The 19055-nt window shown below is 67.0% G+C and carries 17 protein-coding genes, 1 tRNA gene, 1 other RNA gene and 2 riboswitches; of the genes, 9 read left to right on the forward strand and 10 right to left on the reverse strand.

Annotated elements, in window-relative coordinates; all coding sequences use genetic code 11:
• The first annotated feature begins 94 nt into the window (after positions 1-94).
• The 3 genes from MJ797_RS00440 to MJ797_RS00450 all read left to right on the forward strand — a co-directional run bounded on the left by MJ797_RS00440 (position 95) and on the right by MJ797_RS00450 (position 2562).
• Entirely contained in the window at positions 95-445 is a 351-nt protein-coding gene (locus MJ797_RS00440) for a hypothetical protein (RefSeq protein ID WP_239329296.1), read from the forward strand.
• A gap of 342 nt (positions 446-787) precedes the next feature.
• Entirely contained in the window at positions 788-1372 is a 585-nt protein-coding gene (locus MJ797_RS00445) for a TerD family protein (protein WP_239329305.1), read from the forward strand.
• A 185-nt stretch (positions 1373-1557) separates the two neighbouring features.
• Positions 1558-2562 (forward strand): zinc-dependent alcohol dehydrogenase family protein, encoded by a 1005-nt coding sequence (locus tag MJ797_RS00450; protein WP_239330175.1) that lies wholly within the window; start codon positions 1558-1560, stop codon positions 2560-2562.
• 61 nt (positions 2563-2623) lie between these two features.
• On the opposite strand, the gene MJ797_RS00455 is transcribed toward MJ797_RS00450, so the two are convergent.
• The 6 genes from MJ797_RS00455 to ffs all read right to left on the reverse strand — a co-directional run bounded on the left by MJ797_RS00455 (position 2624) and on the right by ffs (position 8347).
• On the reverse strand, positions 2624-3874 hold the full coding sequence (locus MJ797_RS00455) for a Fic family protein (protein WP_239329323.1): 1251 nt from the start codon (positions 3872-3874) through the stop codon (positions 2624-2626).
• A gap of 123 nt (positions 3875-3997) precedes the next feature.
• Complete coding sequence (locus tag MJ797_RS00460) at positions 3998-4444, reverse strand: hypothetical protein (protein WP_239308296.1); 447 nt, start codon at positions 4442-4444, stop codon at positions 3998-4000.
• Positions 4445-4690: 246 nt separating this feature from the next.
• Positions 4691-5287 carry a recombination mediator RecR gene (recR, locus tag MJ797_RS00465; RefSeq protein WP_239329341.1) on the reverse strand — a complete coding sequence of 199 codons (597 nt, stop codon included), beginning with the start codon at positions 5285-5287 and terminating at the stop codon, positions 4691-4693.
• 61 nt (positions 5288-5348) lie between these two features.
• The gene (locus MJ797_RS00470; protein WP_239329359.1) at positions 5349-5771 is read right to left on the reverse strand and encodes a YbaB/EbfC family nucleoid-associated protein; all 423 of its coding nucleotides are present in this window, start codon (positions 5769-5771) and stop codon (positions 5349-5351) included.
• A gap of 108 nt (positions 5772-5879) precedes the next feature.
• Positions 5880-8159 (reverse strand): DNA polymerase III subunit gamma and tau, encoded by a 2280-nt coding sequence (locus MJ797_RS00475; protein ID WP_239329368.1) that lies wholly within the window; start codon positions 8157-8159, stop codon positions 5880-5882.
• 91 nt (positions 8160-8250) lie between these two features.
• An RNA gene (gene ffs, locus MJ797_RS00480) (signal recognition particle sRNA small type) lies at positions 8251-8347 on the reverse strand.
• A gap of 132 nt (positions 8348-8479) precedes the next feature.
• Here ffs and MJ797_RS00485 point away from each other — a divergent pair.
• Positions 8480-8564: transfer RNA gene (locus MJ797_RS00485), tRNA-Ser, on the forward strand.
• Positions 8565-9030: 466 nt separating this feature from the next.
• Positions 9031-10323 (forward strand): adenosylmethionine--8-amino-7-oxononanoate transaminase, encoded by a 1293-nt coding sequence (locus tag MJ797_RS00490; RefSeq protein WP_374581100.1) that lies wholly within the window; start codon positions 9031-9033, stop codon positions 10321-10323.
• Positions 10324-10508: 185 nt separating this feature from the next.
• On the opposite strand, the gene MJ797_RS00495 is transcribed toward MJ797_RS00490, so the two are convergent.
• The 4 genes from MJ797_RS00495 to fbaA form a co-directional block, all read right to left on the reverse strand.
• Positions 10509-10943, reverse strand: coding sequence for a DUF3151 domain-containing protein (locus tag MJ797_RS00495; protein WP_239329397.1), 435 nt, complete (start codon positions 10941-10943; stop codon positions 10509-10511).
• 368 nt (positions 10944-11311) lie between these two features.
• Complete coding sequence (locus MJ797_RS00500; RefSeq protein WP_239308290.1) at positions 11312-12043, reverse strand: transglycosylase family protein; 732 nt, start codon at positions 12041-12043, stop codon at positions 11312-11314.
• A gap of 6 nt (positions 12044-12049) precedes the next feature.
• A riboswitch (cyclic di-AMP (ydaO/yuaA leader) is annotated at positions 12050-12208 on the reverse strand.
• A gap of 369 nt (positions 12209-12577) precedes the next feature.
• Complete coding sequence (locus MJ797_RS26900; RefSeq protein WP_308128265.1) at positions 12578-13444, reverse strand: transglycosylase family protein; 867 nt, start codon at positions 13442-13444, stop codon at positions 12578-12580.
• Positions 13445-13449: 5 nt separating this feature from the next.
• Positions 13450-13624, reverse strand: a riboswitch (cyclic di-AMP (ydaO/yuaA leader).
• A gap of 512 nt (positions 13625-14136) precedes the next feature.
• Entirely contained in the window at positions 14137-15174 is a 1038-nt protein-coding gene (gene fbaA, locus MJ797_RS00520) for a class II fructose-bisphosphate aldolase (RefSeq protein ID WP_239329408.1), read from the reverse strand.
• Positions 15175-15305: 131 nt separating this feature from the next.
• Here fbaA and MJ797_RS00525 point away from each other — a divergent pair, with 131 nt between their 5' ends.
• From MJ797_RS00525 to MJ797_RS00540, 4 genes are all read left to right on the forward strand, one after another.
• Positions 15306-15743, forward strand: coding sequence for a hypothetical protein (locus MJ797_RS00525; protein WP_239329426.1), 438 nt, complete (start codon positions 15306-15308; stop codon positions 15741-15743).
• Between the two features lie 282 nt (positions 15744-16025).
• On the forward strand, positions 16026-17048 hold the full coding sequence (locus MJ797_RS00530; RefSeq protein WP_239329435.1) for a CAP domain-containing protein: 1023 nt from the start codon (positions 16026-16028) through the stop codon (positions 17046-17048).
• A 386-nt stretch (positions 17049-17434) separates the two neighbouring features.
• Positions 17435-18502 (forward strand): NAD(P)-dependent oxidoreductase, encoded by a 1068-nt coding sequence (locus MJ797_RS00535; RefSeq protein ID WP_239329446.1) that lies wholly within the window; start codon positions 17435-17437, stop codon positions 18500-18502.
• Positions 18495-19007 (forward strand): GNAT family N-acetyltransferase, encoded by a 513-nt coding sequence (locus tag MJ797_RS00540; RefSeq protein WP_239329456.1) that lies wholly within the window; start codon positions 18495-18497, stop codon positions 19005-19007. Before MJ797_RS00535 ends, MJ797_RS00540 begins: the two co-directional genes overlap by 8 nt.
• The last annotated feature ends 48 nt before the right edge of the window (positions 19008-19055 follow it).

Raw genomic sequence — 19055 nt, forward strand, 5'->3', positions numbered from 1 at the left:
GTACCAAGGTCGGGTTCCGTGAGAGCAGTAGGTCAGGAGGGGAGACAATCGATATTTTCAAGGCCGATGGTACGCATGTCAAGGTTCATCTTTTATGATCGATTTGTTGGCCAAAGAAATACTCAAAGCCGGCCTTGATGACTGGGTCCCGCTGCTGGCTGTCGATTCGCTTGCGCGACGCTTTCTGTCATCGACTGACGAGGATTCCGTGCATCGAGAAGTTATTGAAACGATTAATTATCTCGTTGTTGAAAATCTTGTTGAGATTGGTGAAATAACGGATGGTGGGTTTTCCCCTTGGGGCGACTCTGTCGCCGATGCGTTGACGCGAATAAATTATTCATACCAGAGTTTTGATGCAAACCGCTGGGGATTCACCTGTTGGCTCAATAACACGCCGCAGGGCGATAGGATTGGAAAAATCATCGTCGAAAATACAGAATGAACCGCCCCGGGTTCTTTGGAGACCAGGATGCCTGCGCCTCAGTCTGCGCAGTTCCAGCGATCGCCCCGATCCTGCGTCTACAGAGTGCATCGGGTATGACCATGGTCGTCGCTGGGTGATGTTGACATCTGTCGCCAGTGGTGGCAGGGCTGGCTCTGTACCGCGCCCGACCGGACCGACCGTAGGTGGGTGCCCTAGCGTGTGCGAAGGTTCTTTCGTAGCTGTTAAGACCGGGTCACGCGATCATGACCTTTTCGCGTCGCCGGAGGTTCCTGGGGTAGGTCTGTACCTGCACGGGACGATCCGCACCGACGCGGACCGATCAGAGGAGACGATCTACAGATGGCCATCAGCCTTGCCAAGGGCGGCAACGTCAGCCTTACCAAACAGGCCGCCGACGCGGGCACACCTCAGCTCACCACGTTGACGGTTGGGCTCGGGTGGGACGCTCGCACCACCACCGGCACCGACTTCGACCTGGACGCCTCCGCCATCGGGGTGAAGGCAGACGGTAAGGCTCTCACCAACGAGCATTTTGTCTTCTTCAACAACCTGAAGTCCCCGGAGGGCGCCATCACGCTCACCGGCGACAATCTCACCGGCGCGGGTGAGGGGGACGACGAGTCGATCGTCATCAACCTTGGTCAGGTGCCGGCCGACATCGACAAGATTGTCGTTCCGGTGTCGATCTATGGTGCGCAGGACCGGCACCAGAACTTCGGCCAGGTGCGCAACGCCTACATCCGTGTCGTCGACCAGACCGGCACCGAGCTGGTCCGCTATGATCTTTCCGAGGATTACTCCACCGAGACGGTAGTCATTTTCGGTGAGGTTTACCGCAACGGCGCAGAGTGGAAGTTCCGTGCGGTTGGCCAGGGCCACAACGACCTCGGCGGTCTCGCCCGTGATCATGGGGTCAACATCTGACGCATTGCTCTCAGCGTATCACTTGGCTCTTTTTGCCTATGTGGCATGATCCGTCGGTGGGCGGCGATGCTTCAGGTCACCGTCCACCGAGGGCGGTTTCGCCGACGGTGACAGCGTATGGGCGGTAAGCGGTAAGCGGTAATGCAGCGGGCTGATCGGGGAACGTCAAGGGCATGACACCGATGATGACGGCCTGGCAGGTCACCACACCGGCTCCGGCGACGGCGCGACCGCTGCGGCGCACGGCCGTCCCTGTGCCAGAGCCGGCTGCCGGCGAGGTGCGTCTACAGGTCGTAGCCTGTGGGGTCTGCCGTACGGACCTGCATCTGGCCGAGGGCGATCTGCGACCGCGCAGGCCCAACACCGTTCCCGGGCACGAGATCGTCGGTTATGTCGACGCAGTCGGCCCTACAGTGAGAGATGTTGCTATCGGTGACCGGCTGGGGATCGCCTGGCTGCGGGAGACCGACGGGACATGTACGTACTGCCGCCGCGGCGCGGAGAATCTGTGTCTGGCCTCCCGCTACACCGGTTGGGATGCCGACGGCGGTTATGCCGAGTACGCCGTGGTCCGGGCGGACTACGCCTACCGGCTGCCGGACGGCTATTCCGACGCTGAACTGGCACCGCTGCTGTGCGCAGGTATCGTCGGATTCCGGGCGCTGCGTCGCGCTGAGCTCCCGTCCGGTGGCCGGCTTGGGGTATACGGCTTTGGCGCGTCCGCCCACCTTGCCGCGCAGGTGGCACTGGCGCAGGGCGCGAGGGTCCACGTGATGACCCGCTCCGAGGACGCGCGGCAGCTCGCGCTTGCACTCGGCGCGTCCTCGGCCGGCGGGGCCTACGACGCCCCGCCGGAGCCGCTCGACGCAGCTGTTCTGTTCGCCCCGGTTGGCGACCTGGTCCCGGTCGCGCTGGGGGCCCTGGACCGCGGCGGGACGCTGTCAGTCGCCGGTATCCACCTCTCCGATGTGCCGGCGCTGAGCTATCAACGCCACCTGTTCCAGGAACGGACGCTGCGTAGCACGACCGCGAACACCCGGGCGGACGGGCGCGAGTTTCTCGGGATCGCACGGCAGCATCGGCTCGCGGTCACGGTCCAGCTGTATCCGCTCGACCGAGCGGACCAGGCGTTGATCGACTTGGCCTCGGACCGGGTGAACGGTGCCGCGGTCCTGCTCCCGGCCGGCTGAACAGCGCGGGCGTGGCGCAGTAGCGTGGCGGTCGGGCGTGGCGTTCCCAGGGATGCGCTGGTCAGCCTTGTTTGACCGTCAGCAGTCGGCGTTCGGCGGAAGTCAGCAAGTCTGATATTTCCCGGTTGAGGTACCCGGTGGCGCCACGTCCGATCTGCCGGCGGCGCAGGATGCCCGCGCCGACAAGCTCCTCGGCTGCCGCCCACGCGGCCTGCACGGACACGTCCAGGATGCGTGCCGCGCTGGTTGCTGTGATCACAGGGGAGGTGGATAGTACGGTCAGTAACCGATCGGCCGTTGCGGGTTCCCGCGGCCGGTTGCGGACCGCGACCGTCCGCTCGCGGAAAGCTGCCAGCCTGGTATCCCAGGACCGGCGTAGCTCGGCGATCTCCTCGGCGAACGTACGGGCCTCCTCGATCGCCACGACCAGGGAGTCGAGAAAGAAGGTCAGCCACTGGTTCAGCGCCGCGTGGGCGGCTCGGCCACCAGGCGGGCCGTCATGGCAGTAAGCGGCCAGCGCCGTCACATATCTGTCGGACCGGCTCACAAAGGCGAGGCTGATCGGCAGCACGGCGGGTGTGACCAATCCTCGGCGGGCGAGTACGGCATGGATCAGCGTCCGTGCCACCCGCCCGTTGCCGTTGTCGAATGGCTGGATGGTCTCGAACTGGGCGTGGACGAGCCCAGCCTGGATCAGCGGTGGGTGAGCGTCGCCTGAAGCATAGGCGACAAGATCGGTCATCAGCCTGACCACATCGGACGGTGGCGTAGGTATGAAGGCCGCGTCGAGGGGGTTCCACTCGCTCCCGCCGAGCCAGGTCTGGACGGATCGCGGGCCGGTGTGCCGGTGGCCTGGCAGCAGGGTGCGCTGCAGGTTGACGATACCGTCCACGGTGATGGCTTCGGTGCCAGGAAGATCGGTGACCGCGCGGCGGAGCGCGGCGATGTTGCGGGCGACCCGGCGGGCGTTCACGCTGAAACCCTCGACGACATTGTCGGAGCCGGCTCCAGCGGCGAACTCCGCCAAGGCGACCTGCTGGGGAGCGACCTGGATCCCCGCGATCCGGGACGACGCGACTGCCTCGGCGCGCAGAAGAAAATCTGCCAGCTGGTCCAGACTCACCACGACCGTGCCGGTCAACGATCGGATGCCCATCTCGATCGCTGTCGCGCGCGCGATGAGATCCTTGTGAAGGACCGGCGGAGACCCGGCCAGCGGATCAGGATAGTACGGGCGATACACCCCCGTGCGGCGTCCGCGCAACGGCGCGGCCGGGTTCGGGGACCAGAGTTGTTCCCCGTATCGACCCATCGCCGGATTCCTCTGTTTTCAGCACTGCGACGCCAGCCAACACTACGGCCTTTCCCCGAATAGCCGCTTCGCGACGATTCGCCGGGCCCCTGGCTCCTGGGCTGGCCGCCGCCCGGAGGCTGCTCAACTCCTGCCCCGGCCCAGCAGGTGTAGCAGCCCGGCCGCAGTTGCGCTGAGCGTGGCGGCGACGAGCACATCCCGGGGCAACAGATCGGCGGACTCCCGCTGGATGCGTCCGTGGAAGCGGTCGAAGCGGCCCGGCCATGGACTGCGCCCGGCGAAGTAGATTCCGATTTTGTCGGTGTCGGGAAGGCATGCCCCACTCATACCGGCAAGCACCGCGAGCCGCCGGCCGGGTGGCGCGGCTGCGGTCAGAAGGCCCATCGCGATCAGCCCTGCCACGCCGTCGCGCCGGGCGACCGGGATCCAGCTCAGCCCCGGGCCGGTACCCCAGTGCGGCAGCATGTCCATTGCCAGATGGGAGGCGAAGCCCACCGCAAAGGCGGGCAGCGGCCGGCGTACTGCCGTCCCGAGCAGCGCTCCCGCACCTACGTGTGCACTAATGATCATTTGTTGTGCGCTCCTGAGGGTCGTAGGAGTTCGTCCGCGCGCGGACGACCGGGCCGCGAACGTCACCTGAACAGGCTGTATGTCTCTTTCCTCGCGGCCAAAGGCGGCGCGGGAGGGTTGCGGTCGCGCCGTCCTGCTGAACTCGACAGGAGTTGCCCACAGTAGCCGAGAGGCGTTCGCACGCCGCTACGCGCGATGCGGGGTAACACTGTCTATCCCAACAGCGCCTGACCGGGGAGCGCCCGGTCAGGCGACGACGCGACGGCCTTCGAAGGCGCGGCCGAGAGTCACCTCGTCCGCCCATTCCAGGTCGCCGCCCATCGGTAGGCCACTGGCCAGGCGGGTGACCTTCAAGCCCATCGGAGCGATCTGCCGAGCCAGATAGGACGCGGTGACTTCACCTTCGGTGTTCGGATCTGTCGCGAGAATCAGCTCGGTCACCGTTCCATCGGCCAGCCGAGCGATCAGCTCCCGGATATGCAGATCGTCAGGGCCTATTCCGCCGATCGGATTGATTGCGCCGCCAAGAACGTGATAACGTCCCCGGAACTCCCGCGTCCGCTCGATGGCGATGACGTCCTTCGATTCCTCGACGACGCAGATCTGTTCTGGATCACGCCGCTGGTCCGAGCAGATCCGGCACAGTTCCGCCTGCGCGACGTTGAAGCAGAGCCGGCAGAACCGTACCTTGTCTTTGATCTCGTTCAACGTGGCCGCGAGGCGCCGCACATCAGTGGGGTCCGCGGAAAGAAGATGGAAAGCGATCCGCTGGGCGCTTTTCGGGCCGATACCCGGCAGTCTGCCGAGCTCGTCGATCAGATCCTGGACGATCCCCTCGTACATCGTTACTGACCTGCCCCGATGCGGTTACCAGATACGGCCCAGCCGTCCATCGACATGGCTGTCACCCCAGGCCCGAGGCGTCAGAACCCGGCCCGAATCCGCCTGCCAGACCTGACCGGCCCGCCGGGCCTGGCGGTCCGGCGGGAATACCGAGCCCGCCGAGGGCGTCGCCGAGCCCGCCGGTGACCTGGCCCATGCGATCCGCGGCAAGCCCGCGCGCGTTGCCGGCGGCGTCCCGGACGGCCGCGAGGACGAGGTCCGCCAAGGTCTCGGTGTCGGCCGGATCGACCGCGGCGGGGCTGATGGTGAGATCGACCAGCTCGCCGCCGCCGGTCACAGTGGCTTTCACCAGGCCTCCACCGGCGGTGCCCTCCACTCTGGTGCCGGCGAGTTCCTGCTGGGCGTTCATCAACTCGGCCTGCATCCGCTGGGCCTGCATGAGGAACTGGCCGAAGTCCGGCCCAGGTGTCTGCGGGTTCGACATGTCCCTGAGCCTACGTCCGGGTTCCGACACACCTTGCGGGGAAGGCCGCGATTCGCGGTCCAGCTGGTTGGGTGTGCCCGCGGATATCCGGCTGGTCTCCTGGCGCGCTCAGTCGGCGGGTTGCTCGATGACAGTGGCGCCGAGATCGGACCGCAGCAATGCCATCGCGGCAGCCTCCCCCGACAGGGACGCGTCTGGGTGGGCCGGCGCGTCATCGTCGTCAGGGGAGGCTTCACTGTCGATGTCGCCGTGGCTGGCCGTTGCCGCCATCGGTGTCGTTGCCGCCATCGGTGTTGTCGGCGCCGCCGGCGTTGCTGACGATGTCGGGTACATGGGCGAGCGTCCTGTCACATCCACGCCTGCATGGGCGCTGGCATGACCGTTGCCCACGGCGGGTGAACCCGGCCGGTCGGCGGTCGTCGCCGCATGGCGGATCGGCCCGGCCGGCGGAGCCTGCGCCGAAGGCGCGGACGCGAGCCGCGCGGCTGCCGGTGGCCCCGGCCGCGTCGGTGGAGGCGCTGCCGTCATCGGGGGTGCTGCCGGTGGCGGGGGCATGACGGCCACAGCGTGCACTGGCCCGGCCGAAGCCCATGGCGCACCGAAGCCGTCTGGCGCCAGCCCATGATTCCCGCTCGGGCGGCCTGGCCTGCCGCCCTGGACGAAGCCCCCGGCGGCACCAAAGCCATGTGATCCACCGGATCCAGGCGGTGCACCGGCAGTGCCGCCCGCCGGCCCGCCGGCTGTCGCGATGGTGATCCGCCAGGTCCCGCCCAGAATTTCGGTCAGCGCGGCCCGTAGGACCTCGATGTTGCTGCCCTGGCCGAACATCCGGGCGATCGTCGCGACCGTGAACGCGAGGATGACCTCGTCACCACGAACATCGGTGACGGAGGCGTACTCCTGAAGCAGGGCATGGGTGGCGGGCTTGCGCGACCTGGCCGCACGTAGCACGTCGTCCCACACCGCGTGCAGCCGTCCCACATCGGTCCCATCGGCGGATGGTGCCACCGTGGTGGCGCCGGATGTGAGCGATGGGCGTGCTCCGGCCGCGGAACCCCCGGAAGATCGAGCGGGGGAGGGCGGTTCTGCCAGGCCCGGAGCAACCGTGGGAACGGGTCTTTCGGTGGCGTCCGGAACCGGAGCGGATGCCGTCGGCATGTGCGCGGCCGGCCGCGATGGTCCCGGGCCGCCGGTCGCTGCCGCGGCATGCGCCGGATCGGCGACGCCGCCCGCGTCCGCTTGTCGTTCCAACCGCTCGAGGCGCACCAACAGGGCCGATGGGTCGGACCCGGCACCGGGCAGCAGCGTCCGTGCCATGACCAGTTCGAGCAGCAGCCGCGGGCTGGTCGTCCCGCGCATCTCCTTGAGACCGGCGTGCACGACATCCGCGGCCCGGGAGAGCTCGGCCGGGCCCATCCGGCCGCACTGGCTGCCCATCCGCTCAAGCTGGTCGGCTGAGTAGTTCTCCAGCAGCCCCTTGGCGGGAGCGTCCGGCACCGCCGCAAGGATGATCAAATCTCGTAGCCGTTCCAACAGATCTATGGCGAAACGGCGGGGGTCGTGCCCGGAGGAGACGACCTTGTCGACAACGGTGAACGCGGTGGCGCCGTCCCGCGCGGCAAGGGCGTCGACCGCTTCGTCCAGCAGGACGCCATCGGTCATCCCGAGTAACGCGACCGCCCGGTCGTAGGAAAGGCCATCCAGCCCGGCGCCGGCGAGCAGCTGGTCGAGCACGGACAGCGAGTCACGCACGGAGCCGGCGCCGGCTCGCACCACCAGCGGCAGCACCGCCGGGTCGACGTCGACCCCCTCCGAAACGCAGACCGACGTGAGGTGGTCGCGCAGTGCCCCGGGCGGCACGAGTCGGAACGCGTAGTGATGGGTGCGGGAGCGGATGGTGGCGATGACCTTGTCGGGCTCGGTGGTCGCGAACACGAACTTCAGGTAAGGGGGTGGTTCTTCGACGACTTTGAGCAGGGCGTTGAAAGCCGCCGCTGTGACCATGTGGGCCTCGTCGACGACATACACCTTGAACCGCGCCGAGGCTGGCGCGAAGAAGGCACGTTCCCGCAGATCACGGGCATCATCCACCAGCCCGTGGGAGGCGGCGTCGATCTCGGTGACGTCCATGGACATACCGCGACGGATCGACACGCACTGCTCGCACACTCCGCACGGTTCGGGCGTCGGTCCGTTCACGCAGTTCAGGGATGCGGCGAGGATGCGTGCGGATGACGTCTTGCCACATCCACGCGGGCCGCTGAACAGGTAGGCGTGGTGGAGGCGGCCGGTCCGTAGCGCCTGCATGAGCGCGCCGGTGACGTGCTCCTGGCCGACGACCTGGGCAAAGGTCGCTGGGCGGTACCGGTTGTACAGCGCGCCGCTCATACGATCACCGGCCTACTCCGTCGCTCGCTCCGTCGGCATCCCGGGCGTTGCCAGGGATCAGGGCTCTCGTCGGGTTCATGGCCCCCGCGAAGAGGACGACCCCTCGCACACCCGCCAGAGCCTGCTTACCCTTGCTGCCTTCCGGCCCTGGGGGAGTTCACGAGGGTGACGCCGCGCGAGGGGTCTGCAAGGGAGTCTAAGGCCTGCTGGATGGATCTTCAGCGGCGCATCGGTGATCCGCGAGTCATCGTTTGGCCGGGCACAATGGATCTTGATGCCCGGCGGCGTTGATGCCGCTGGGATCCGATAAGCTCGTCAGCGGAGGATTCGCCTAGTGGCCTAGGGCGCACGCTTGGAAAGCGTGTTGGGGGCAACCCCTCGAGGGTTCGAATCCCTCATCCTCCGCAGCGATCATGCAGCTCTGTCAGGGCAAGAGCCACGGGCCTTCCGTTCATGAGAACCGATCAACGATCTTGTGGTCTCGTTTCTGGTCTCATGCGCCCGGCAAGGGCTGGTCGCCCGCGCCAGGGCGCATCCCACCGCAGCCAGCTAATCTTGCCCGCCGCCTCATGCGACATCGGGCCGGTCGCATGCTGGTAGCGCCTGTGCATGCCCGAGGACCACCCCATGATCCTCATGGCGATCCGGTCCGGCGCCCCAGCAGAGGCAGGGCCGTCGCCGCGGCAGGCCTGCCATGTCGGCCGCGGCCGCTGCCGCGGACGTGCCGGCCGCTACGACTGAGCACCACACAGACACGAGCCGTCAAAGAATCTCCGGCCCTGCGCCGCGTGTCCCGACCCTGGAGGGTGATGTGTCATCGAGTAGCCCCACTGGCGTGCCCGGCCAGGTGGGCCTGGGCAGCCGGGCACCCCTGTCGGCGGATCGCCTGCTTGCGCTCGACCAGGCGCACGTCTGGCATCCCTATGGGCCGATGCCCTCCACACATGAGACGTTCCTCGTCGAATCCGCGTCCGGGACACGCCTGCGCCTGGCGAGGCCAGTCGAAGGCAGGTCCGAGCTGATCGACGGAATGTCCTCCTGGTGGGCCGCCATCCACGGCTATGCGCACCCCGCTCTGGACGCCGCCCTGCATGCCCAGGCGGCAAAGATGAGCCATGTGATGTTCGGCGGCCTGACCCACGAGCCGGCGATCAGGCTGGCCGCCCGGCTGGTGGAGATGACGCCTGAGCCGCTGCGCCACGTGTTCCTCACGGACTCCGGCTCCGTGTCCGTCGAGGTCGCCGCCAAGATGGCGATCCAGTACTGGCGGTCGACGGGGCGTCCGGAGAAGGTCCGGCTGATGACCTGGCGCGGGGGCTATCACGGCGACACATTCCATCCGATGTCCGTGTGCGACCCGGTCGGCGGCATGCATCAGCTCTGGCGGCGGGTGCTGCCGGCCCAGGTCTTCGCGGACCAGCCACCCGGCGGCTTCGATGTCCCGACCGACCCGAGGTATCTGGCGGACTTCGCGGACCTGCTGGCCTGCAACGCTGACCACATCGCGGCGATCATCGTGGAACCGGTGGTCCAGGGCGCCGGTGGGATGACCTTCCACAGCCCCGGCTACGTCCGGGCACTGCGGGAGCTGGCATGCGACCACAACGTGTTGCTGATCCTTGATGAGATCGCCACCGGCTTCGGGCGTACCGGGAGGCTGTTCGCGGTTGAACACGCCGGTGTCAGCCCCGACATCATGTGTGTCGGGAAGGCTCTGACCGGCGGCTATCTCTCGCTGGCCGCCACCTTGTGCTCCGAGGAGGTCGCCCGGGGGATTTCGCGGGGCGAGATGCCGGTGCTGGCTCACGGCCCGACCTTCATGGGGAACCCGCTCGCCTGTGCGGTAGCCAATGCGTCACTGGACCTGCTCGCGGAGGGGGCGTGGGCGGCCTCGGTCGCCCGTATCGAGGCCCGGCTGGCGAGCGGGCTGTCGTCCGTGGCCGCGTTTCCCGGAGTCGCCGACGTGCGGGTCCTGGGCGCGATCGGGGTCGTCCAGCTTGATCATCCGGTGGACGTGCCGGCCGCGACCAGGGCCGCGTCGCGCAACGGCGTCTGGCTGCGGCCGTTCCGGGATCTCCTTTACACCATGCCGCCGTTCATCTCGACCGATGCCGACATCAACGCGATCACGTGCGCGCTGCGCGCCGCCGCACAGGTCGGTTAAGAGCGCCCGGCAATAGGGGTGTGGATCAAGGAGCGGGGCTGGGGTGCGTGCATCGCGAGGCGGCGGAGGGAGACGTCGGAGGTGCTGGGCGTCGACCGACGACAACCACGGGATGCCCCACCCGGACGGCGCGAGCCGGACAGTCCCCTATAACCGGTGCAACGTGGCCGGTATCCACAAGCGGCTCAGTCGCTTGTGAAGCCCAGCACGCTGGATGCCTCGGAATCGCTGTCGGCGAGGAACTCCCGGCAGCGGGCGGCCTCCTCGGTTTCACCGATGGCGGCGGCGGCACGGCTCAGCGCCGCGAGCGCGCGTAGGAAGCCCTGGTTGGGCTCATGGGACCACGGGATCGGCCCATGCCCGCGCCAACCGGCACGGCGCAGCTGGTCCAGACCGCGGTGGTACCCGGTCCGCGCGTAGGCGTAGCCCGTGACAGCCGCGCCCGCGTCCAGGGAGCGCTCGGCCAACATCGCCCAGGCGAGGCTTGAGTCCGGGAAGCGGCCCGCGACAGCCTCCGGGGTATCGCCGACGCTGAGGGCCCTGGCTGCGGCCGGATCGAGAGCGAGCCTTGTCGGAGGCGGACCGCCAAGGAGATCCGGACGTTCGGGGGATGTCGTCATGAGGCTCATCCTGCCGGATCGCGCTCATGCCGCATCGCATGGGGAGCTCTCACGCGGCGGACCTGGTGGGAGGGGGTGGGCCATCAGGTCCGCCGCGGGATCGGGGGCCGAAGCCGACATCGTCTTCGGACAGCCGGGAAAATTGTGGTTCAGAGCGCCCGGCAACAGGACTGTCCGGCTTGCGCCGCCCAAGCGGCGCCGCAAGCCATCGCTCCCCGTCCATCGCCGCGTGGTGCACGGATACGCTGGCTCGTCGGTCGACGCCCAACACCTCCGGCGCACCCCTCCGCAGCCTCGCGATCCATCCATCCGGACGCCGCTGTCTGATCGAACACCCTACTGCTGGAGCCTCTTACGAGTGCCCGCGCTCACAGGGCCGACGGGCTGGTGACGGTGATGTCCCAGAGGTTCTTGCCGACCACACCGGTCTGTCCGTCGTCGACCCGTGTCAGATAGCTGTACAGCGACGCGAGACCCTGGGATTCCCCGCCGAAGCGGCCGTCCACCTGCAGAATGAACTTCTTCTCACGCATCGTGCTCTGCCAGACGTAAGCGTCAGCGCGAACTTCACCGGCCAGCGCGGTGGAAAGGGTTGTGCCGGCGAAGTTTGACGATGCCAGCTGGGCCTTCGCGCGTTCCAAGGTCATCGGAGGCTGCGCTGGGGCAACCGCCTGCTGGACCACCTCGGTGCTGGGGACGGCTGCCGCTGTCTGCGGTGCTGGGCCGTTGTTGGTCAGGCCCATCTTGACTGAGCAGGACGGCCAAGGGGACCAGCCGCGAGCGTTGTAGAGCTTGTGGGCGGCATCGTCCTGCAGCGCCGGTGGCGCGTCGCTGGGAAGACCGGAATAACCCAGGCCATGCCAGGTCCCGGCGTCGAACTGGTAGGCGCCGTAGAAACCGTTGCCGGTATTGATGTGATAGTTGTTACCGGACTCGCACTGGCGGAGTTTGGCGAAGTCGTCGGCGGTCGCGGCGCTCGCTGGGCTGGCCGCGACGGCGAGACCACTGCCCACGAGTGCTGTGACAGCACCAGTGGTGCGCAGGACCTTGACTGCGGTGGACGACTGTTGCGGGGCGCGGTGCCTGCCAACAGACGGCATGTGGGTCGGTCCTTCCCGTCGCCTACGAGGTGAGCTGTCGGGTTCGGGCTGGGAACATGCCCGGCCGGTGACGCCCATGCGCGTCGTTGGCTTCACCCCAAGGACACCGGCGTCTCGGTATCCGGATGTGGTTCCCCCGATCCCGTCCTGGCGGCTTCGCGGTAGGTCCTGCCACGGCGGACGGGGACGGGATTCGGCGTCCGTTCGCGCGGCCTCGCCGATCTGGCGAGTGGGGAGGACTCTAGCGAGCCTGGCTCTTTCGAAGCAAATCGGGGTGTCGGATGAACTACATGGATCTGGCCTACATCCCCCGAATGAACTATGTGGGCCAAACTGAGAACTGTACCTGGCGATTGGGAAAGCTCCGCCGGAGGGTTGCTTGTGTTGGGTTTTTGTAACGACGAGTAATCGGGCTGGTCGTTATGGTGTTTATCTGTTGTGTTTGTTGTCACTTTGGTGTGGCCAGCCCGACTCGTCGTGTGCGGGGTCTATATCAGTTTCGTAGCCGTCAGGCGGTAGCCGTTCGGTTCAGGCTCAGCTGAAGGTGGCCGTCCAGGTTTGCGGTCCGCAGATTCCGTCCACCGTCAGGCCCTTGTCAGCCTGGAGATGGCTCGCCGCACCAGCCGACTCCGGTCCGTACTGACCATCAATCTGGATGTTGTAACCAAGACCGTTCATCTGCCGCTGCCATGACCGCACGTCCGGTCGCACCTGGTCGACCAGATCGGTCGTGAAGGGCGTGGCAGCGGAAGCGACAGCGGTCGACGGAGTGGCCGCGTCCGCCGCGCGCCATGCCCAACGCGAGGAACCGCTTCTGCCGTATGAGCGTGCCTGCCACGAGCTGCTGTCCGACGAACCGGTGCTGTCTGGACTGGCGCTGCTGGCGGTGGCGCTGCCTGGACTTGACGAGCTGGCGCCCGACGAGCTGGCGCCCGACGAGCTGGCGCCCGACGAGCTGGTGCCCGACGAGCCGGTGCCGGTGCTGTTTGATGATGAGCCGCTGCCTGACGAGCTGGCGCCAGCCCCGAGTTGGCCGGCGCCCATGCCCCGGCCGCAGACGGGCCACTGGCCGAAGCCGGATTGGGTGGCGAGCTTGAGCGCGGCCTCGTCCTGGGTGCTCGGGGAGGCGCTGCTGGGCAGTCCGGTGTAGCCCAGGCTCTGCCAGGTGCTCAGCGAGAACTGGTATGCGCCGTAATAGCCGTTGCCGGTGTTGGCCGTGTAGTCACCGCCGGACTCGCACTGGCGAAGCCCCTCCCACGTGGTGGCGGCGCTGGCCGGTTGTGACATCGCGATGCCACCACTGATCGCCGCGAGCAGGGCCGGGGTCAGCACCATGGCTCGGGTACGGACCCGGGCCCGGCGAATTCCGCGATGTCGGCCGCGAGAACTTGTACGGGACATATTGGTAATGCCCTTCCCCACGCCTGCGAGGTGAGCTGTCGGGTTCGGGCTGGGACTGCCCGGCCGCTTTCGCGGCTTCACCCCGAGGACGCCTGGTATCGACGCCCGGAAGTGGGTCCCCCGTTCCTGCCGCAAGTTTGGTTTTCGTCGGGCGCGGGCAGGATTCGGCGTGCCGCCCGACGTGTCCCCGCCGTATCGACGGGCACGGCGCAGACCATAACCAGCATCGCTGGTGGCTGAACAAGTCGTGAATGCGCTTCGTGACTATGCGCACATCGGGCTGGGCGCCCTTGCCGTATCTCGAGATCGGCTGCTAACGCACGCAGGCGCGCGCTCAGCACTTTCCAGCGACGGAAACCACGGGCAGCGGTGGGGCGGCCACCGTGCCGCAGCTGGCCCGAGTAATACCGCGTGCACCCGGACAGGTTGTTTGCGTAGCCCGCGGCACCGCATCGAATTCAGGTTCCCAGCAGTCATAGCGGACGTTCACACGATATCGTCCGATGCATTCTGGGGGAACCTGTTTTGAATCTTCTGTCCGGGCGGTCGACGGCTGTGATTCAAAACAGGTTCTACGACGGGGAAGGGCAGGGCCGCACGGACCGGTCTGGTTGGGTACGAGGATCCGGTGGCGGCCGGAGGATGCGCGAAAAGCGATGCTCGCGCGTCCTCCGGCCGGTGAGCCGGCCGGCTCAGCCGGTGAGCGAACGCCCGGCGGAGCGCAGGTCCTCGCAGGCCCGCACGACGCGGGCGGCCATGCCGCTCTCGGCCGCCTTGCCGTAGCTGCGTGGGTCGTACTGTTTCTTCACACCGACCTCGCCGTCAACTTTCAGCACTCCGTCATAATTCTTGAAAATATGGTCGACGATCGGCCGAGTGAACGCGTACTGAGTGTCGGTGTCCACATTCATCTTCACAACGCCGTAGTCCAGCGCTTCGCGGATTTCGGCCGGGTCGGAGCCGCTACCGCCGTGAAACACCAGGTCGAACGGCTTGGTATCGGCTGGCAGCCCGAGCTGTCGCGCGACATACTGCTGTCCGTCCCGAAGGATGCTTGGACGGAGTTTCACGTTGCCCGGCTTGTACACACCGTGTACGTTTCCGAAGGTTGCGGCGAGCATGTAGCGACCCCGTTCGCCGGTGCCGAGAACCTCGGCGGTTCGCCACATATCCGCTGGTGTGGTGTAGAGCTTCTCGTCGATCGCGCCGACGACCCCATCCTCCTCACCGCCGACGACGCCGATCTCCACTTCCAGGACGATCTCAGCCTGGTGGCATTCAATCAGGAGAGCGTCGGCAATCTTGAGATTTTCCTCGAGTTCGACCACCGAGCCGTCCCACATGTGTGACTGGAAGAGGGGGGGCCTTCCTTCGCTGAGAACCCGTTCCTTGGAGATCGCGAGCAGCGGACGCAGATAAGTGTCGAGTTTGTCCGCCGGGCAGTGATCGGTGTGCAGGGCGATATTGACCGGGTAGGCCTTTGCGACATGATGGGCGAACTCGGCGAGCGCCTGGGCGCCGAGGACCATGTTCTTCACCCTGGTGCCGGAGAGGAAATCGGCGCCACCGGTGGAAACCTGTACGATGCCGTCACTGCCGGCATCGGCGAAGCCCTTCAGCGCGGCGTTCAGGGTTTCGGACGAAGTAACGTTGATCGCCGGGTAGGCGAACGCCTCGGTCTTGGCCCGGTCAAGCATCTGCGCGTAGACGTCCGGGGTGGCGATGGGCATGGGTCTGGCTCCTGTGAGCAGTCGGGGTTGCGTGTCTGTCCGGTTGGTAATGAACTGATTTGTTCGGCAATCATGGGCGGGAAGCCGCACGATGAGTATGATGAGCGGGTCATCGGGGCGGGCTGGGATCCGTGAGTGTGGATGGCCCGTCCGGCGCGGCGCTCTATGCTGGCATCTTCACGCTCGTATTCGTCGACAGCGGCGTCCTCATCGATATCGATTTCTGGCTGCCTGGTGACACGATCCTGTTCGTTGCCGGCCTGCTCGCGGCAGACCCGCGCACGGACATGTCGCACAGTGCGCCCACGTCCGGGATCGTGCTGGCCGCGACCGCTGGCGCCGTAGTCGGTCATGTTACCGCGCCGAGGTCTGGCGGGCCCCGTCTCCAACGGCGTCACGGCCGGACACGTGCCTGTGTTGATGCCCTCTACCAGGGCTTTGGCACTCTGGCCCGGCTTGTGGCCCGGTTTGTCCGACGGATGCGGACGTTTGCCCCTGGGCGTGCGGGAGCGGGCACCACGGCTGGACTGCCGGTGCTGTCGCGATGTTCCCGATCGCGATGTTCCTGATCGGGGCGGGGCGGCGGTTGAGTTCCAGTGTCGTCGGTATCGCGGGCGGGTCCGTTCCGGCGCTACCGGGGGTAGCTGGCCTGGGTCGCTGGTCGCTTATCCGATACGGCGCGTCCGCGGGCTCCTCAGGCACAGCGATACGCTGGCCCGATCTGCTCATGACTATTCGGTCAAAAGCGATATCAGATGGCTCACCATGCCTAGTACTCGCTACCCTTGTCCCTGTTGGAGGGGACGCGGAGGGGACACGACGCGGGGGGGACCGACCATACGGAAGGTTCCATGGATCGACATCGCAGACATCGCCGTTCCCGGCAGGGCTGGTCCGGCGCTGTCCTGGCAGTATTCGTTCTTGTTCTTGCCACGACCGGGCTGCTGCTGACTCAGGTTGTCCACGGGGGAGGGCCCGCCGCCGCGGGCAATTCGACTGCCTCCTCGGCCCTGATGTCGTCGACATCACCGGTTGAGCTTGCGGCTCAATCTGTATCGCAGCAGATTGTCGACCGCGGCACGGTCAGCGGGACCGTTCAGATTCGCACCGCTGTCCCAGCCGACGCGCAGACGTGGGTGGCCTACGTTCTGCGAGGGCCCGGCACGATCGTCCGGGTGGCACCCGTTGCCCCATATGAGATCAGTCTCGATACCCGTTCGGTACCTGACGGCTTATACACCTTGAACGAGGCCGTGTTCAATGGGTCGCGGACCCCGTGGGTACGGACGAGCCGAATGCGGATCATCAACACGCCCGCACCGGCAAGCACCTCGGACGCACATGCGTCGCCCGGAGCGACGGTCATCCCGTCGCCGTCGTTCGTGCCGAGCCCACAGCCGCGGTCCGCGGCGGGCGCGGAGGCCACGGTGACAGGTCCCGCGCGCACGGCCGCGCCGGCCATACCGGTCGCCGCGACCGAGGCGGCGCCGGCAGACCCGGTATCCCAGGTGGTAACGCTCACGAACACCGAGCGGGCTAAAGCTGGCTGTGCTCCGCTGACCGTTGACTCCAGGCTGACAGCCGCGGCGCAGGCGCACAGCGATGACATGGCCACCCACAATTACTTCAGTCACACAAGCCAGGACGGCCGGACGCCGTTCCAGCGTATGGCCGCCGCCGGGTACCAGTTCTCGATCGCGGCCGAGAACATCGCCGCTGGGCAGCGCACTCCCGCTGAGGTCATGACCGGCTGGATGAACAGTGCCGGGCACCGTGAGAACATCCTTAACTGCTCGTTGAAGCAGATCGGCGTCGGCTACGGCGTGGGGGGCAGCTACGGGATGTACTGGACGCAGGATTTCGGGACGCCCTAGGAGTCACCGAGCGGGACTGGGGCGCACGCACCCCGGCCCCGCTCGGCCGCGTCCCCTGTTACCAGTCGCTTTTAACGTATATTTCGCTGCTTGTCGGGTGCTGGCGTACGCCGCATGATACCGGCAATTGCGTTCGGACGGTCACAGCCATCGGTTCTCAAAAGCGGTTACTCTTGGGTGCCGATCACGTAGGGTCGATATCATGCGACTGGAGCGACCTGTCGACGCGTTGGGCGTGACGGTGCGTTAGGTCTATCTAGTGGATCTTGATGGATCCGGGTGTGTCCGGGCCAGGGAACCCGGTGGATCGTGAACCGATCTTCCGAGAAAGTGGATCCCCGTGGTCTGTGTTTCACCGGGTGGACCCCAGGGCGAGAGGGGGCGACGTGGTTCGTGCGGTGGTGACCGGCGCTGGCGGATTCATCGGGGACGCGGTTGCGCGGGAGTTCCGTCTACGCGGCTACGACGTCGTGCCGGTAGACGTCCGTCGTGGTCCCGGCATCGTCGTGGCCGACATCACCCATCCGGGTGACTGGGAGAAACTCCTTGTCGGAGCGGATCTTGTCGTGCATGCGGCAGCGGTCGGGACAGGCGGCGGCGGCGAACTGACCGCGGTCCGCGCTGGCGTGCCGAGCCGGTCGGTTCCGCTTGCGGACGGTGAACTACGCAGGATCACGGTAGCGGGCACGGCCAGCGTCCTGGACGCATGCCAACGTGCTGGTGTCGGCCGCGTTGTCCACATTTCCTGCGTGAGCGTGCTGGGTGGCTCCTTCCCGGCCGAGGCTGACGAGGCCGTGCCCGTCACCATGACGGGCTTGGCGCGGGCTGACGCGCTGGCCGCGGCCGAGCACACGGCAATAGCCGCCGCCGCCCGCGGTCTGGCGGTGACGGTGCTGCGGGCCGGCGACGCGTACGGACCACGGGCGGGCAGATGGACCCTGTGGCCGTTGCTGCTGCTGCGGGCTGGCCGATTCGTTCTGGTGGACTCTGGCCGGGGCGTGCTGAGCCCGGTCCACGTCGACGACCTTGTTTCGGCGATCGCCGCGGTGGCGGACTCCCCGGCGACGGTAGGTGAGATCCTGCATGTCACCGGTGGCACGGGCATCGGGGCAGCCGAGTTTTTCGGCCGGTATGCGCGGATGGCGGGCCTGCCGCTGCCACACTCGGTACCTGCGGCGGTGCTTCGTACGCTCGACTCGGTCGACCGACTGCTGATCGAGCGTGGGTGGTTGTCCGGGCGGGTGAGCTCGCGCCTGCATCCTCGATCTTATGTCGATCTTGGCCCCCTTGCGTTGACGGAGCTGACCCGAACGGGTACCTACTCGATCGCAAAGATCAGACGCCTTGCCGGCTGGCAGCCCCGCGTTGGCCTTGACGAGGGGATGGCTCGCACGGAGGTGCTGCTGAGAGAGCGGGGACTGCTCGGCGTTGCGAAGCCCGCCAGCCGTGGGTGAGGGGCCGACCCTGACGACATCCAGGCTGCTCGCGCTTCCCCTGACGGTGTGGAACGCGGGCTTCGTGGCCGAGGAGCTGGGACCGCTGTTGGCGGGTGCGTGCCTGCACCGGGCGCAGGGGATCGCTGTCGACGCGGCGGGCGATCCGACCGCCGCGCTACGGCGGGACCTGCGCCGCCGAGCCGGTGCGGGGCGCGGTGTGATGACGTGGACGGTACGCGGTGACGACTCGGCGGCTGTCGGGCTGCTGGCGGTGGATGCCGTTGACCGGCGTGCCCTGGTGTCGGTGTCCATCGGACGTCCCTACCGGCGTCGGGGGTATGCCACCGAGGCGCTGCGGGCGCTGGCCAGCTGGCTGGAGTTCCGCGGTCAGGTAGTCGTCGAGAGCCGGGTGCGGGTGGGTGACCGCACGGGTGAGCGGCTGGCTGTGGCGACCGCGTTCGTGCCCGCGGACATAGTGCTGGCGGATGGTTGGCGGGTCTGGTTCCGGCCGCCGCCTCCGTAGCGTCACCACTGTCCGGGCGGCACGGTCGCATTCTCATCATTTTCATAA

Origin of the sequence: Protofrankia sp. CiP3, assembly GCF_917627345.1 — a bacterium.
Taxonomy (GTDB): domain Bacteria; phylum Actinomycetota; class Actinomycetes; order Frankiales; family Frankiaceae; genus Protofrankia.